This is a genomic window from Amycolatopsis echigonensis (genome assembly GCF_002846615.1).
GTDB lineage: Bacteria > Actinomycetota > Actinomycetes > Mycobacteriales > Pseudonocardiaceae > Amycolatopsis > Amycolatopsis echigonensis.
In genome coordinates, this window is sequence record NZ_PJMY01000003.1 from 1,948,300 (window position 1) to 1,964,367 (window position 16,068).

Genomic DNA, 16,068 nt, shown 5'->3' on the forward strand with positions numbered 1-16,068 from the left:
TGAAACAGTGGTGCGGTATCGGCGTGGCCGGTCTTCGCCGAGGCAAGCCAGTCGGGGTAGCCCGCGCTGACAACCGGATCAAGAGGAACCTGACCCCTGGGCAACGGCTCTCGTCAACACGGCATTGCTTGCCCAAAACCCTTGCGTGTTCCGGCAGAAAACGGCACGGCTTGCTCGCCACCCTGGCTTCCGAGTCGGGCACGACCGCGCGGGCCTACAGCCCCCTTTCGGCACGGCACGGCACGGCACGGCACGGCACGGCACGGCACGGCACGGCACGGCACGGCACGGCACGGCACGGCACGGCACGGCACGGCACGGCACGGCACGGCACGGCACGGCACGGCACGGCACGGCACGGCACGGCACGGCACGGAGGATCAAAGCCCCCAAGCCGCTCCGGCCGCAATCACCGCGGCCGAAACAGTCATGACAACAGCCACGACCACAGCCGCAGTAGCCGCGCCGGTAACCGAAAAACCAGCAGCCGTCAGAGTTTCACCATCGGCACGCTGCCGATCAGCATCAACCGGACCTTCCCCGAAGCTCCGAAGTCGATCGTCGCAGTCGCGCGCGGACCGACGCCGTCGCAGGAAATGACTGTGCCCAGGCCGTACTTGTCGTGGCTGACTCGGTCTCCGACGTCCAGCTTCAGCGCCACCGTGTCCTTCCAAGCCTTCCCGAACGGCGAACTCGAGGACGTCGACGACGAGGACCGGCGGCCCCACGTGGTCGCGGCTCGGGGGCCTGACGAGGAGCCGGAAGAAGAGCCGAAGTTTCCGAAGCCGGGCGAGGACGGTTCGAGGCGGCGCCAGTCGACGAGGTCCGGGGGCAGCTCGTCCAGGAAGCGGGAAGCCGGGTTCATCTGCGGCTGACCCCATGCCGACCGGGTGAGCGCCCGCGACACGTAAAGCCGTTGCCGCGCACGGGTAATCGCCACGTAGGCCAGGCGGCGTTCCTCGGCCAGTTCAGCCGGGTCGCCCAGGGCCCGCATGTGCGGGAAGACGCCGTCTTCCCAGCCGGTGCAGAAGACGACCGGATACTCCAGGCCCTTGGCGGTGTGCACAGTCATCAAGGTGACCACGCCCGCGCCACCGTCGCCTTCCTCGCCGCCGTCTGGCGAAGGGATCGAGTCGGCGTCCGCGACCAGCGAGACTCGTTCCAGGAAAGCGGGCAGGGAGCCGGGTGCGGGGACGCCGTCGTCCAGGACCAGTTCCGCGTTTTCGTCGTTGGTGACCTCGGCGGTGAACTCGGCGAATTCGCGGGCCACCGTCACCAGTTCGGTGAGGTTTTCGACCCGTGACGCGTCCTGCGGGTCGTCCGATTCCTCGAGTTCCGCGCGGTAGCCGGTGCGCTCCAGGACCGCTTCCAGCAGGTCGTGCACCTCGGTGCCGGACGACGCCATCTCCTGCAGTTCGTCCAGCAGCGTGACGAAACCGGTGATCGCCTTGGCCGAGCGCGGGTTCAGCAGCGGCACCTTGTCCTCGACCGCGTCGCGCAGCGCGGCCCAGAACGAGATCCGCTCCCGTTCCGCATGCGTCGCCACGACCGCCTCGGCTCGGTCGCCGATGCCGCGCTTGGGGACGTTGAGGATGCGCCGCAGGCTGACCGTGTCGTCCGGGTTCGCGAGCACGCGCAGGTACGCGATCATGTCCCGCACTTCGCGCCGCTCGTAGAACCGCACGCCGCCGACGACTTTGTACGGCAGGCCGAGCCGGATGAAGATTTCCTCGAACACCCGCGACTGGTTGTTGGTGCGGTAGAACACCGCGACGTCCGAGTAGTCCGCCTCGCCCCTCTCCGCCAGCGAGTCGATCTCCCCGGCGACGAACGCGGCCTCGTCGTGGTCGTTGTCCGACACGTAGCCGACGATCTTCTCGCCGTCGCCCGAATCGGTCCACAGCCGTTTGGCGCGCCGGTTGGGGTTGCGGGCGATCACCGCGTTGGCCGCGGACAGGATCGTTTGCGTGGAGCGGTAGTTCTGCTCCAGCAGAATCGTGTGCGCGTTCGGGAAGTCGCGCTCGAATTCCTCGATGTTGCGGATGGTCGCGCCGCGGAAGGCGTAGATGGACTGGTCCGCGTCGCCGACCACGCACAGTTCCGCGGGTTCGATCCCGGTGTCGGTGGCTTCGGTTCCGGCGAGCGCGCGCACCAGCGTGTACTGCGCGTGGTTGGTGTCCTGGTACTCGTCGACCAGGACGTGCCGGAAGCGCCGCCGGTAGTACTCCGCGACGTCCGGGAACGCTTGCAGCAACGACACTGTCTGCATGATCAGGTCGTCGAAGTCGAACGCGTTCGCGCTCGAAAGCCTGCGCTGGTACTCGGCGTAGACCTCGGCGACCCGGCGCTCCAGGTCGTTGGCCGCCTTCGAGGCTGCCTCTTCCGGATCGACCAGTTCGTTCTTCAGGTTCGAGATGTGCACCGCGAGCGTGCGCGCGGCGTACTTCTTCGGGTCGACGTCGAGATCGCGCGCCACGAGCGTGATGAGCCGCTTCGTGTCGTCCGAGTCGTAGATGGAGAAACTCGACGACATGTCGAGCGTTTTCGCCTCGCGGCGGAGGATCCGCACGCACATCGAGTGGAACGTGGACACCCACATCGCGTTCGCGCGCTTGCCGACGAGCGCCGCGACGCGTTCGCGCATCTCGGCGGCGGCCTTGTTGGTGAACGTGATCGCCATGATCTCGCCCGGGTGCACGCCGCGCTCGGCGAGCAGGTAGGCGATCCGGCGCGTGAGCACGCGCGTCTTGCCCGATCCGGCTCCCGCGACGACCAGCAGCGGACCTCCGGCGTGCGTCACCGCCTCGCGCTGGGCGGGGTTGAGGTCCTCGAGCAGGTCTGCGGTTCCCGGCCGGGCAGCGCGGGCGGGCGGGTCTGCGGGGAGATCGAAGAGGGTGTCCATCGTCTGTCAACGCTACCCCGGGGGTACGACAGTCCCGGAACAGCCACGGGGGTCGGCCTGCGCTTCCGGACGTACGCCGCAGTGTCGCCTCGCGCCCGACGCGCGACGCCGCTCCCGAGCGGAGCATCGAACGGTATGGACGACAAGATTCCCGCCCGGCTGAGGGCTTCCGACGGCGATCGCGAGCGCGTCGCCGAGATCATCCAGGCCGCCGGTTCCGACGGACGGCTCACTCTCGAAGAGGTGGAAGAGCGGCTGCGCACGGTCTACGCCACCCGCTACGCCGACGAGCTCGGCGAGCTCACCGCCGATCTTCCGCGGCCAGCGCCGGTCCGGCCCCGCGGCGGCGGCTGGCCGCTGACCCGGGCCGCGCTGCGCGAACATCCGGCGCTGCGCGTCCACCTCGGCATCGTCGCCGTGCTCGCGACCTTGCTGATCGTCCGCTGGGCGGTCGGCGGCGCGCTGTTCTTCTGGCCGGCGATGCCGTTGTTCTGGCTGTTCCTCAGCCTGGTCGTGCACGCGCGCGTGCGGGCGTTCCGGCAGCGGCCGGGCGCGCCTGTGCCATACTGAATCCGTGCGGCACAGCAGCGAGCGATTTTTTTACGGGACCCGGACTCCGGCTCCCGTGATCGCGTAGTGCCCCACCCGCCATCACCCGCAGCCCCGGAGTCCACTGGACCCGGGGCTTTCGCCGTCCCTGGGCAACCGGGAGTCCGGACTTCAGAGAGGTCCCGATGAACGCGCAGACGCAGAACGCCGACGGACAGCCAGCCGAGCACACCCCGGCGGGCGAGGACATCTCGTCGCTTCGCGAGGAGATCGACTGGCTCGACTCCGAAATCCTCCGGCTCGTAAAGCGCCGGGTCGAGGTGTCGAAAACCATCGGCGCGGCCCGGATGGCCGCGGGCGGCACGAAAATCGTCTACAACCGCGAGATGGACGTGCTGGCGCGCTACCGCGAGCTGGGCCCGGAGGGCAGGCAGCTGGCGATGCTGCTGCTGAACCTCGGCCGCGGCAGGCTGGGCCGCTGACGCGGTATCCGGGACATCCCCGATCCGCGCGGCCTGGAAACCGGGCAGACTGGACACATGATTAACCTCATCGCCGTCATCATCGCGATCGCGAGCGTGCTGGCGTCCCTCGGCCACGTCGGCTACCTGGCGCTGCTGAACAACGCGGCGGGGAAGCGGGCGGGCGGGGCTCCGGTGGCGCAGTACGTGCGCAGCCGCTGGGCGCTGGCCGGCGGTGCCACCGCGGCCTCGCTGTTCGCCTGGTTGCTCACTTCGGGCAACGTCGTGCTGGACGTCCTCGCCATCGTCATCGCGGTCGGTAGCGGCGCGACGTCGGTGAAGGCCCTCCAGTCCACGCAGGCGAAGTACCGCAGCGGCGGCTGACTGGCCCCCGAACTGGGCAAACCCCGGGCGACACGCTGCGCTGCGTGACGTGCCGCCCGTTCGGGCGCGCCCGGTCGAGTGAAACCGGTGCAAGTTGCAGGATGGGTGAAGACATTCGCCTGCCGGTTTCCTACTGTGAAGTCCGTGAGGACCCTGGCGTTTGCGCCGGGCTATGCCCGGAGTACGCGCGGGAGCTGCGGCTCCGCGCGTCGTTCTCCGCGTGCGCGTGCATTTGCTCGGGAGTTCGCAAGTGTGGACGCAAGGACAGTTCTCCGCTCGTCTGCTCCGTTCGGGTTGACGACCGCCTCGGTGCCGTCACGCCCCCCTCGCGGAGGGGTCGGACCGGCATGACGGGAAACACGATGGGCGGTTCGCGGCACGCTGACCGGCCCGCGGTGCCGGACGCCGAGGTCACCGTTCCCGGACGGCACCGCGTCCGCGCCGACGGCACCTGGACCCCGGTGGTGCCGCCCCGCGCCGCCGGACATCACCGACATCGCACCGGTGCTGCCCCGGCCGTCAACGGAGCCCCGACGCAACGGGGCAGCGAGAATCCGCAGCAGCGCGGCGCACCGGCTCCGCGCGCGAACCGCGTGCCCGACGACGGGAACCGCCCGGCCCCCAACCCGCCGGTTTTCCCCACCGCGAGCGGCACGTTGCCGATCGGCGAACCCCCGTTGCCGCAGCCGCAGCGCCGTCGGGCAGCGGTTGATCCGCAGATCCGCCGAGCCCCCGCGGAACCCCCGCGCCGCCGAGCCGCCGCCCCGGATCGGCTGGCCGAACCCAGCCAGACCGCCGTCTCCCCCGCAGAACCGCCGCGCCGCCAAGCCGCTCGGCAACCAGAATCCCCACGCCGCCGGGCCGAATCCCGCGCCGCCTTCGCTCCCCCGCAGGACCGGATTCCCGAGGACCACCGCGCCTTCGCCCCGCCGGAGAGCGCACTTCCCCAGCCGACGCGACGCAGCCGGCAAGAACGGGTTGCCACCACCTCCGCCGCGCTGGCCAACCGGCCGGACAGCCCCCGCGAACGTGTCGAACTGAACCAGGTCGCGGAAGAACCTCCCCGGCGCCAGCGCGTCACCCTCGCCGAGCCGTCCGTCTCGCCGAAGGAACAACAAGAGCAGCAGGACGACGAGGTGCGCGTGTACGCCGCGCCGATGCTGGACGGCCTCGGCACGTTCGACCTCGGCTCGGTGCCCGCCTCGGTCACCCCGCCGAAGACCTGGCGCAAGGCCGCGTGGTTCGCCACCGGCGCGTCCGGCGCGGTGGTCGTCGGCCTGCTGTTCGCCGGGACGTTCCTGGTCGGCGGGCCTGCCAGCACGACGACCGACGCGGTCGGTGGCGGCGGCTGGCCCGGCAGGCAGAACGGCGGCAACCCGAACCTGAGCGCGCTCCTCCCGGACGGGCAGCACGGCGGAATCAGCAGCAACGTCCCGCGCGGCGGCACCAGCACCAGCCCCGACGGCGGCACCTCGGACAACGGCACGCACCCGCAGCAGGGCACCGGTCCGAACAGCTCCGCGAGCAGCAGCTCCGCCGACGTGACCACGCCGTCCGGCCCTGGAACGGGCACCGGCAGCAGGACGTCCTCGCCGACCACCACGGACTCGTCCTCGTCCAGCGAACCGCCGGAGAAGCCGCCGGTCACCCCCGCTCAGCGGGAGACGAAAGAGCCGCCGTTTTACACCGCCAACGACCCGAACACGATGGGGAACAACTCGGAGAAGTTCTTCAACACCGTCACCACCGACCCGTCGGAGGCATCGTCGGTCACGTCCGGCGACCTCAAGCAGCAGGGCCCGCAGGGGCTGCGCAAGCGCTACGCCGACGTCGCGTACTTCGAGGTCAAGAAGGTCACCATCGATCCGCAGCACGGCACCACGGTGAACACCGTCGAGGTCACGCACAAGGACGGCAGCAAGAGCACCGAACAGCGCACGCTCACCTTCGACGACAACGGCAAGATCACCGACGACGGCCGCTGACCAGGACACTGTCTGCAAATGCCGATGCACGTGCGGTGCGGTGAGCGGTTGTTCCCTCGTCCGGTTGGGTGACATAAGCTGCCGTTCGTCGTACGACGGCGGCATTCCGGCGACGGAGTCTGGCGGCCGCCCGTCGGCACAGGGTTACCTGGCGACTACGAGGCCCGGATCCGACCACGAATCGGCCGGACCGCCCCGGGGACACCGCCACCGTGCCGGGTCCCGCCCCGAACCCCCAGAGCGAGGACTTTCGTGCTTGAACGGCAGCGAACCCGGCGAGAACCCGACGCCGTGCGCGTCGAGGACGTGATCCCGCCGGAACTGCTCGACGACGTGGCCGAGGCCGACCGCGAATATCTCGAGCAGGTGTTCCGCGAACCGCAGAAGTACCTGCCGCCGCGCACCCGCCGCCCGGTCGTCCAGACCGAGGAACCCGTCGAAGAGCCCGAAAGCAAGCTCGCCCGTCGCGCGAAGCTGGCCGGGCTCGTCGGGGCGGGCGCGCTCGTCGCGGGCGCCGTCGTCACCGCCTCGCTGCTCAGCGGCGGCCCGCGGCCCACCGTGCCGGTCGCCGGGGAAACCGCGATGCCCGCCGGATTCAGCGGCGCGGCAGCGCTCGGCGGCCAGGCTGTGCCGCAGCAGCGCAAGAGCCACTCGTACGGCGGCACGACGTCGGGGCAGAGCGAAAGCACGACGCCGTCCAAGCACACCGACGCCGCGGCCACGACGCCGTTGAATTCGGGGGCCACGACTCCGGAAACCACTTCCGGCACCTCGTCGTCCGCCGCGCCGACCGCCGCGTCCTCGGCGGAATCGCACAAGAAGTCCGCCACCTCGTCGGCCGCCGCGCCGGACCCGGTGAAGCTCGAAGCGGTGCGCAAGTTCTACGCCTCGATCGACCATCAGCCGGAGAACGCGCTTTCACTGCTCGCCCCGAACGTCGCGCGCGGCGAGATGGGCGATCTGGTCCGCGCGTGGAGCGGGGCTGACTCGATCGACGTCCAGGAATTGCACGTCCAGGACGACGGTTCGGTCTTCGCCGTGGCGCTCGTCCACCAGGCCGACGGCACCCTGTTGCGCGTGACCCAATTGTTCGACGTGGCCGAGCAGGATGTGATCTCCCAGGCCCGCGTCCTGTCGGCGGTCTACTCCTGACCTGCGCGAACGTGGTGGTGCCGGGTCGCGGCGAGTGTGCCGCGTGCGTGTGCGCAGAGTGAGCGCCTAGCCTAGTCACGGGTCGGTCTCGGCAAAACCGGCACACGGTCCACAGCAGGTGCCTACGCTCCGGTGCTGCGGCGGGTTCGAACTCACCCCTTCGGGGTAGAAAAGTCCCGCCCCGGGAAGTCGGAGCCCCAAAGGGAGGTCGCGTGAGCGACGAGGGTCGTCTGGTCGCCGACCGGTACCGGATCGTCGGGAAAATCGGTTCCGGCGCGATGGGGGCCGTCTGGCGCGCCCACGACGAGGTGCTGGGCCGTACGGTCGCCATCAAGCAGCTGCTTCTCCAGCCCGGGCTGGAGCACCACGAGGCGGAGGACGCCCGGCAGCGCACCATGCGCGAGGGCCGGATCGCCGCGCGGCTGCACCACCCGAACGCGATCACCGTGTTCGACGTCGTCACCGACGACAACGGCCAGCCCTGCCTCATCATGGAGTACCTGGATTCCACCAGCCTGGCGCAGGTGCTGCAGGAAAAGGGCACCCTGCCGCCGCTGGAGGTCGCCCGGATCGGCGCGCAGATCGCCGCCGCCCTGAGCGAGGCGCACGCGGTCGGCATCGTGCACCGCGACATCAAGCCGGGCAACATCCTGCTCGCCGGCAACGGCACGGTGAAGATCACCGACTTCGGCATCTCGCGGGCCAAGGACGACGTCACGGTCACCAAGACCGGGATGATCGCCGGCACCCCCGCTTATCTGGCCCCCGAGGTCGCGATCGGCGGCGACCCCGGCCCCGAATCGGACGTCTTCTCGCTCGGGTCCACGCTGTACGCCGCTTGCGAGGGCCAGCCGCCGTTCGGCCTGTCCGAGAACACGCTGAGCCTGCTGCACGCGGTCGCCGCGGGGCAGATCAACCCGCCGCGGCAGTCCGGTCCGCTGGCGAGCGTGCTCGCGGTGCTGCTGCACCCAGAGACCCAGCACCGGCCCACCGCCGAGGAATGCGAGGAGCTGCTGTCCGCCGTCGCGCGCGGCGAGACCCCGCTCGGCGGCCCGGACGGCGACACGATGATGGCCTCGTCCTCGGGAACCCTCGGCGCGGCAGCGCTCGGCGCGGCTGGGAGCGCGGCTGCCGCTGGTCTGCTGCATCACGACGACGAGCCGGCCGGCCACTCCGGCACGCTGCTCGCCGACCCGGGCGCCACCCAGCAGTACGACCCGAGCGCGCAGCAGTACTACGACGAGGACCCGTATCCGCCAGGCTCCGGCTACCCGGAAAGCGACTACGACGACCACGGCTACCACCAGGACGGCTACCAAGAGCCGCCGCTCTACGGCGACCCGAGCCGCAACGGTCTCGCCGCGACGCGCGCGGTCCCGGTGCCGAACGGCTACGAGGACGACCCGTACGACGAGGAGCCCGCGCAGCGGACCCGCGTGCAGACCGCCCCCGAGGACGACGAGGACGAGAAGCCCGGCGCGTGGAAGAAGCCCGCGCTCATCGGTGCCGTCGTGGTCGCGGCCCTGGTCGCGCTCGGCGTGTGGCTGCTGACTCCGGGGAATCCGCCCGACGCTTCGCAGCCGGCACCGCCCGCTTCGTCGTCCGCGGTCGCGCCGACGTCCGTCACACCGCCGTCTTCGGAAGCAACCACTACGTCCCCGCCTACGTCTTCCCGGGAAAGCGCGACCCGCGAGACCCAGTCGACGCGGCACTCGCGGCGGACCACCACGGCGGAGGACACTCCGACGCAGGAGCCGTCGCAGACGCAGGAGTCACCGGTGTCGTCGGTGAGCAAGCCGAAGCCGTCGAACACCTCGCAGCCAGCGTCGCCGACGGGTAGCGCGACCAGCTAAGCGATCCAGGGACAGCATTGAGTTCAGAAGGCAGCATCGTCGGCGAGCGGTACCGGCTCGACCAGCCGATCGGGCGCGGACGCGCGGGCATCGTATGGCTCGCGTTCGACACGCGGCTGTTCCGGACCGTCGCGATCAAGCGCATGTACCTGCCCGTCGGCCTGCCGCCGGACCGTGCCGAACAGGCACGCGCCATGGCCATGGAAGAGGGCAAGGCCGCGGCCCGGATCGACCATCCGTGCGCGATCACGGTGTACGACGTGCTGCCCGACGGCCAGGACGTGTGGCTGGTGATGGAGTACATCCCGTCGCGCGGGATGTCGGTGTTCCTCGCCGAGCACGGCCGCCTCACCCCGGAGCAGGCCGCGTTCCTCGGCATCCAGCTCGGCGACGCGATGGCGTCGATTCACTCGGCGGGCATCGTCCACCGCACGCTCGAACCCAACACCGTGCTGCTGGCCGACGACGGCAGCGTCAAGCTGACCGACATCGGCATCACCGGCGGCGGTCCGCACGCCGCTTACCGGGCGCCCGAGGTCGCTCGCGGCGCGCCTCCGTCCGCCGCCGCGGACGTGTTCTCGCTGGGCGCGACGCTGTACACCGCGGTCGAGGGCGTGCCGCCGTTCGGCGACGACGGCCAGTCCCCGGAGCGGCCGCCCGAGAACGCGGGCCCGCTCACCGGGGCGTTGCAGAAGATGCTGCGCGCCGACCCGGCGGCCCGGCCGACCATGGACGACACCGTCCACGCGCTGAAGGCGATCACCCTCGGACGCGAGCAGACCGCTTTCATTCCGCCCACCGCGCCCGCCCTGCCGACCGTTCCGGCGTCGCGGCCGGTCCCAGCGCAGCAGCCCAACGTGCCGGAACCCACCCAGCAGATCCGGCCGCAGCAGCAGCCGGCTCCGCTGATGCAGCTCCCGGTCCAGCAGGTGCCGCAGGCTCCCGCGCCGGCGCAGCCGATGCAGTCAATGCAGCCAATGCAGCAGCCGACCGCCCGGTACACGCCCACTCCGGCGCAGCGGGCCGCGTCCGCGCAGGCGGCTGCGCGAGAGAAGGCGGCGGCACGACGGCGGATCATCCTGACCGTCGCGGCGATCCTGTGCGCGATCCTGATCGGGATCGGCGTTTCGCAGCTGCTGTTCGTCTGAGCCGGCGTCAGGCGACGTTCTCGGTCGCCTCTTGCATGGCTTCGAGGAACGTCTGCACGGCCGGGCTGCCCGCGACCCGCGCGGCCACCGCGGCGTGAATGTGCCTGCTCGGCTGCGGATTGCGGACCCGGCGCACCACCACGCCCGGATGCGGCGTGCCGAGACCGAGCTCCGGCACCAGCCCGACCCCGAGCCCGGCGGCGATGAACCCTTGCGCCGACGGATAATCCTCGGACTCGACCACGACGTTCGGATGGAAACCGGCTGACGCGCAGGCACCTTCCAAGATCGCCCGGCAGGCACCGGGGATCGGGTCGACGCCGACCCAGGGTTCGTCGGCGAGGTCGCCCAGGTCGAGGACGCGTTTGCGGGCCAGCCGGTGCGCCCGCGGCAGCACCGCGCGATACGGGTCGTCCAGCAGCGGCACCAGCTCGATGCCCCGGCCCGGCTCGGACGGCCGCGGGTACACGATGATCGCCAGGTCAGCGCGGCCTTCCTCGACCTCGGTGAGCGGGTCGCCCGGGTCGATGAGCTTGAGATCGAGCCATACGCCAGGGTGTTCGCGGCGCAGCGCGGCCACCGCGTACGGCACCATCGTCGCGCCCGCGGTGGCGAAGTAGCGGATGGCGAGCTTGCCGGTGCGGCCTTCCTTCAGCTCGGTGAGCGCGGCTTCGGCGCGCGCCAGCTCCGCGCTGAGCGTTTCGGCGTGTTCGGACAGCAGCGTCCCGGCCGGGGTCGGCTGGACGCCGCGGCCGACGCGTTCCAGCAACGGCGTGCCCGCTTCGCGTTCGAGCACCGCCAGCTGCTGGCTGATCGCCGACGGCGTGTAGCCGAGATTCCTTGCCGCGGCAGTGATCGAACCGCTCGTGATCACCGCGCGCAGCACCTGCATGCGCCGTACATCGAGCATGGCTTCGATCCTACAGCTTTGCTTAAGCGTCCATGCAGTTATTTTCGCTTGTCCTTACACCTTGCCAAGGCGAAGCTGGCTAGCGAGGCGAAGGAGGAACCTGGGGTGGGCGAGACGAAGACGCTGCTGAGGATCGCGGCGCTCGCGTTGATGTGGGGTTCGAGCTTTTTCTGGATCAAGCTCGGGCTCGAAGCGTTTTCTCCGGTGCAGCTGGTGCTCGCGCGGCTCGTGCTCGGCGCGACGGTGCTGCTGGCGCTGTGTCTGATCGGCCGCCGTAGCTTGCCCGCGGAACGACGCACCTGGGGGCACCTGCTCGTCGCGGCGTTCTTCCACAATGCCTTGCCGTTCCTGCTTTTCGCGGTCGGCGAGACCACTGTGGACTCCGGCATCACCGGGGTGCTGAACTCCACGACGCCGCTGTGGGTGCTCGTAGCGGCTCCGTTCCTCGGCGCGTCGAGCCGGATGAACGCGACGCGGATCGCCGGACTGGTGATCGGACTCGGCGGGATTATGCTGATCTTCGCGCCGTGGCAAGCGTCCGGACTGCTCAGCTGGGGCGCGCTGGCCTGCCTCGCCGCCGCGGCGAGCTACGGGTTCGCGTTCGTCTACGAAGGCCGGTACCTGTCGAACACCGGCTCCTCGCCGTACGCGATCGCGGCCGGGCAAATGCTGCTGGCCACGGGTTTCCTGGTGCTGGCCATGCCGTTCGGCGGGTTCACGCCGGTGCACCTGAACCCGGTCGCGCTGATCGCGGTCGTGATCCTCGGGCTCGGTTCGACCGGGATCGCGTTCGCGCTCAACTACCAGCTGCTGGCGAGCGAAGGCGCGGTGGCCGCGTCGGTGGTCGGCTATCTGCTGCCGGTGGTGTCAGTGTTGCTGGGCGCGATTTTCTTGCACGAGCAGCTGAACCTGCGCGTGATCGCGGGCATGGTCGTAGTGCTGCTCGGAGTCGCGCTGACCCGGTTGCAGCGCAAACCGGCTGTGACTCCGGAAGAGGAACTGACTCCGGCTTAGACCAGGCGGCGGTCCGAGGCCCAGCGGGACAGCTCGTAGCGGTTGGACAGCTGGGTCTTGCGCAGGACGCTCGACACGTGGGTCTCGACCGTCTTCACCGAGATGAACAGCTCGGACGCGATTTCCTTGTACGCGTAGCCGCGGGCGAGCAGGCGCAGGACGTCGCGCTCGCGCGGGGTGAGCAGGTCCAGCTCGGGGTCGTTGATCGGCGCGGAGCCGGGACGGTCGGCGAAGGCGTCGAGGACGAAGCCGGCCAGGCGCGGGGAGAACACCGCGTCGCCGTCGGCCACCCGGACGACCGCGCGGACGAGTTCCTTCGACGAGATCGTCTTGGTGACGTACCCGCGCGCGCCGGCGCGGATGACCGCGATGACGTCCTCGGCGGCGTCGGAGACCGACAGCGCGAGGAACACGACGTCCGGCAGTTCCGGGCGCACGCGGCGGAGCACCTCGGCACCGCCGCCGTCGGGCATGTGGACGTCGAGCAGCACGACCTGCGGGCGGGTGCGCGCGATGCCGGCGACCGCTTCGGCGACCGACCCGGCCTCGCCGACCACCTGCACCTCGTCGGTGATCGAGTCGAGCTCCGTGCGCACTCCCGCGCGGAACAACGCGTGGTCGTCCACGAGGAAGACCTTGACCGGTTCCCGCTGGCTATCCGTCACGACTGCCCACTCCCTCGCTTGGCCTGTCCCCGAGCATAGCGAGGTCACGCCACCCCTTTGCCCGCTTTCACCGGCATGGCGAGCTGGACTTCGGTGCCTTCGCCGGGCGCGGTGCGCAGCTTGCAGGTGCCGCCGTGACGTTCCATCCGGCCGCGGATCGAGTCGGCGAGGCCGTGCCGGTCGGCGGGCACGACATCGGGGTCGAAGCCCTTGCCTCGGTCGCGCACGAACACGGTGACTTCGGTGGGCTCGACCTCGGCGAACACGCTGACCTCGTCGACGCCGGCATGCTTGGCCGCGTTGACGATCGCCTCGCGAGCGGCCTGTACCAGCGCGGTGAGCGGCGGGTTCAGCTCGGCGTCGCCGACCACGACCTGGCCGACCGAGATCGCGAACTGGTCCTCGACCTCGCCACACGCCGCGGCGAGCGCCTCGGACAGCTGCTGCCGGGTGCCTTCTTCCTCTTCTTTGGTCCGTTTGTCGCTGGGTTTGCCGTAGCCGCCGGGGCCGTAGAGCCAGCCGCGCAGCTCGCGTTCCTGGCCGCGGGCGAGGCGCGCGACCTCGGCGGGCTGGTCGGCCTGGCGCTGGATCAGCGCGAGGGTCTGCAGGACGGAGTCGTGCAGGTGCGCGGCGATCTCGGCGCGTTCGTCGGTGCGGATGCGGGCCTGGCGTTCCTCGCCGAGGTCGCGGACCAGGCGCAGCCAGAACGGAACCGTGAGCACGGCGACGCCGACCAGCGTCGCGAGCACCGCGATCAGCGCGAACTTGACCTGGTCGAAGTCGCCGCTGGCGAACACGACGAAGCCGATGCCGGTGGCCACCAGCGCGACCCCGGCGAGGATCCGGACGAACGCCGCGAGCCTGCCGCCCTCGCCGACCAGTCCGTCGCGGGCCCCGACGCGCCAGCGCCGCCGCTGCGACTCGTCCGCCTCCCGCCAGACGACCGCCGCACCGAGCGCGGCGAGCGCGAGCGGCACCGCGACCCAGCCGCGGATGGCCCCGGTGAGCGTGCTGCTGGCGATCGCGAGCCCGATGCCGAGCGCGATCAGCCCGTACGCCTGCTGCCGGTCGCGGGCCTTGGGCGCGGTTTCGGTTTCCTCGGCGCGCTGCGGGACGAACACCCAGAGCAGGCCGTAGGCGAGCAGGCCGGCCCCGTTGAGCGCGGCCAGCAACGCGAACACGACGCGGACCCAGACGACCGGAACCCCGAGGTGATCGGCGAGCCCGCTCGCGACACCCGCGACGGCGCGCCCGGAGCGTCGCCGGTACATCTTGGGCCGCGGTTCGGGTTCGGCGACCTCCCTCGCCTGGGCGGACATGAGTGCCGAGGGCTCCTCAGCGGTCGAGGAGACCCGCCCTGGGGCACTGATGTCGAGAAAGTCCTGCACGTGTCCCATCGTCACACGCGGGAGCGGCCTGGACATCGGGGAAGGCCCTGATCCATTCCCTCAGATGGCCGCCGCCGGGAAATTCCGCGAACCTCCCTGACGCCCGCCGGGACTCGGTACGATGCAGGAGGGAGTGATCACAGTGCGTACACGGGGCGGGGAGGCCGGATGACGGAGCAACATCGCGCGGAGCACGTCGAGTCCGCAGGCGATTACTACGCCCGGGCGCAGAATGTGCACCAGATCTTCGCCGTCGGCGTGAACTCGCCGGAGACGCGCGGAGCCACCGAGCGGGATGCTTCGCAGTACTCGGTCCAGCAGGGCCAGCAGTTGCTCCAGGGCCAGCAAACCCGGAGCGACGCGCCCACACCGGACGCGAACTACGCGTCGTACAGCCACGAAGACCTGCACAAAATGGTCAACGAGGGCTTGAACTTCGAAAGCATCAACGACCGCAGCCGCGTGACGAACACCTACGGCAACTGGCTCGCGGACGCGTCCAACCAGTTCCGCGACGCGGCCAACACCGCGGGCGCCGAGTGGCAGGGCGAGGCTGCGGCACAAGCGCATTCGTTCTTCCAGAGCACGGCCGACCACACGGAAAAGACCGGCAACGCGATGCAGCTGGTGTCGAACCGCTACTCCCAGCAGTCCGCGGCGGCCGATTACGCGCAAAGGAACATGCCGGAGCCGACCGGGTTCGACCAGAAGGCCGAAATGGCCAAGGCGACCGAGCAGTTCCAGAACGGCAACCCATTGCAGGGCGTGATCGCGTTGAACGACATCGCGACCAAGCAGCAACAGGCGGACGCGGCGCACCAGCAGGCAGTCCAGGTGATGCACGGGCTGGACACGACTTATCACGAGACGTCGACTACGCAGCCGGTCTATGCACCGCCGCCGCAGTTGAACAACGACAGCACGCAGGCGAGCAGTGCCTCGCCGGTGACTGTGCCGGGTGGGGCTTCTAGCGGGCCTTATGTCGGACCTGGTGGGCCTGGGACTGGCGGGCCTGGGCCGGGCTTCACTAGTCCGCCGTTGGGCGGGCCCGCGGCCAACACGTTCGGTTCGCCGTCCGTCGGCAACCCCGCTGTCTCGCCGCCTGGGATGCCTTACGCTCCGGGGCCGGGTGTCAACACTGGTACCGGGCCGCTCAGCAACACCGGCCTGACCGGCGGCGGCAACACCCTCCGGACGACGCCCAGCCCCCTCAGCCGCCTGTCCCCCGATGGGCTCGCGCTGGGCGGTGGCGGCGGCACTGGCAATGCGGGTGAGGACACGCCCCGGACCCGCTCGGGCGGCGGTATTGGCCGAGGCGGAGCTGGCGGCCGGGTAACCGGCGGGACTGGCTCGGGCGGTTCCGGAAAGCCGGGCGAATCCGGCGGCAAGGGGGCTGCTGAGCGGCTTGAACGCGGCGCTACCGCTGCCGCGAACGCCGGAAAGGGCGGAAAGCCAGGAGCCGCGGGAGCTGGCGCCGGCGCGGCGGGTGCCGGGAAGAAGAAGGAAGAGGACAAGGAACACAAGAACAAGATCCCGGCACAGGTTGATCCGGACGAGGTCTTCGAGGTCAAGTCAGAACGAGGACCGGACGGAGAGAAAATCACTCCCCCGGTCCTCGGCGGCTGATCCGCGCAGGATTTTCGCCACATGCCCACTG

Annotated in this window: 13 protein-coding genes; 9 read left to right on the top strand and 4 right to left on the bottom strand. The window is 70.3% G+C overall.

Going from position 1 to position 16,068, the window contains the following annotated elements:
• Nucleotides 1-490: 490 nt before the first annotated feature.
• Nucleotides 491-2,902 carry a DNA helicase PcrA gene (gene pcrA / locus ATK30_RS13705; protein WP_101435934.1) on the bottom strand — a complete coding sequence of 804 codons (2,412 nt, stop codon included), beginning with the start codon at nucleotides 2,900-2,902 and terminating at the stop codon, nucleotides 491-493.
• A 135-nt stretch (nucleotides 2,903-3,037) separates the two neighbouring features.
• On the opposite strand from pcrA, the gene ATK30_RS13710 reads away from it, so the two are divergent.
• From ATK30_RS13710 to ATK30_RS13740, 7 genes are all read left to right on the top strand, one after another.
• Nucleotides 3,038-3,472, top strand: coding sequence for a DUF1707 SHOCT-like domain-containing protein (locus tag ATK30_RS13710; protein ID WP_101435935.1), 435 nt, complete (start codon nucleotides 3,038-3,040; stop codon nucleotides 3,470-3,472).
• A gap of 164 nt (nucleotides 3,473-3,636) precedes the next feature.
• A complete protein-coding gene (locus ATK30_RS13715; RefSeq protein ID WP_009072470.1) occupies nucleotides 3,637-3,933 on the top strand; it encodes a chorismate mutase in 297 nt (98 codons plus the stop codon).
• 57 nt (nucleotides 3,934-3,990) lie between these two features.
• Nucleotides 3,991-4,296, top strand: a complete 306-nt coding sequence (locus ATK30_RS13720) for a hypothetical protein (protein ID WP_101435936.1) — start codon at nucleotides 3,991-3,993, stop codon at nucleotides 4,294-4,296.
• 347 nt (nucleotides 4,297-4,643) lie between these two features.
• Entirely contained in the window at nucleotides 4,644-6,281 is a 1,638-nt protein-coding gene (locus ATK30_RS13725) for a hypothetical protein (RefSeq protein ID WP_244194608.1), read from the top strand.
• 252 nt (nucleotides 6,282-6,533) lie between these two features.
• A complete protein-coding gene (locus tag ATK30_RS13730) occupies nucleotides 6,534-7,433 on the top strand; it encodes a hypothetical protein (RefSeq protein WP_101435938.1) in 900 nt (299 codons plus the stop codon).
• Between the two features lie 212 nt (nucleotides 7,434-7,645).
• Nucleotides 7,646-9,286 (top strand): serine/threonine-protein kinase, encoded by a 1,641-nt coding sequence (locus ATK30_RS13735; RefSeq protein ID WP_101435939.1) that lies wholly within the window; start codon nucleotides 7,646-7,648, stop codon nucleotides 9,284-9,286.
• 17 nt (nucleotides 9,287-9,303) lie between these two features.
• A complete protein-coding gene (locus ATK30_RS13740) occupies nucleotides 9,304-10,434 on the top strand; it encodes a protein kinase domain-containing protein (protein WP_101435940.1) in 1,131 nt (376 codons plus the stop codon).
• A gap of 7 nt (nucleotides 10,435-10,441) precedes the next feature.
• Here the strand turns inward: ATK30_RS13740 and ATK30_RS13745 are convergent, their stop codons facing one another.
• Nucleotides 10,442-11,344: a LysR family transcriptional regulator gene (locus tag ATK30_RS13745; protein ID WP_101435941.1), complete on the bottom strand. Its 903-nt coding sequence runs from the start codon at nucleotides 11,342-11,344 to the stop codon at nucleotides 10,442-10,444.
• 105 nt (nucleotides 11,345-11,449) lie between these two features.
• Here ATK30_RS13745 and ATK30_RS13750 point away from each other — a divergent pair, with 105 nt between their 5' ends.
• The gene (locus tag ATK30_RS13750; RefSeq protein ID WP_101435942.1) at nucleotides 11,450-12,358 is read left to right on the top strand and encodes a DMT family transporter; all 909 of its coding nucleotides are present in this window, start codon (nucleotides 11,450-11,452) and stop codon (nucleotides 12,356-12,358) included.
• On the opposite strand, the gene ATK30_RS13755 is transcribed toward ATK30_RS13750, so the two are convergent.
• Both ATK30_RS13755 and ATK30_RS13760 read right to left on the bottom strand, forming a co-directional pair.
• Nucleotides 12,355-13,023 carry a response regulator gene (locus ATK30_RS13755; protein ID WP_037368656.1) on the bottom strand — a complete coding sequence of 223 codons (669 nt, stop codon included), beginning with the start codon at nucleotides 13,021-13,023 and terminating at the stop codon, nucleotides 12,355-12,357. The genes ATK30_RS13750 and ATK30_RS13755 overlap by 4 nt on opposite strands.
• Before the next feature lie 44 nt (nucleotides 13,024-13,067).
• Nucleotides 13,068-14,426 carry an ATP-binding protein gene (locus tag ATK30_RS13760; RefSeq protein WP_376772173.1) on the bottom strand — a complete coding sequence of 453 codons (1,359 nt, stop codon included), beginning with the start codon at nucleotides 14,424-14,426 and terminating at the stop codon, nucleotides 13,068-13,070.
• Nucleotides 14,427-14,579: 153 nt separating this feature from the next.
• Here ATK30_RS13760 and ATK30_RS13765 point away from each other — a divergent pair, with 153 nt between their 5' ends.
• Complete coding sequence (locus ATK30_RS13765; protein WP_101435944.1) at nucleotides 14,580-16,037, top strand: hypothetical protein; 1,458 nt, start codon at nucleotides 14,580-14,582, stop codon at nucleotides 16,035-16,037.
• The last annotated feature ends 31 nt before the right edge of the window (nucleotides 16,038-16,068 follow it).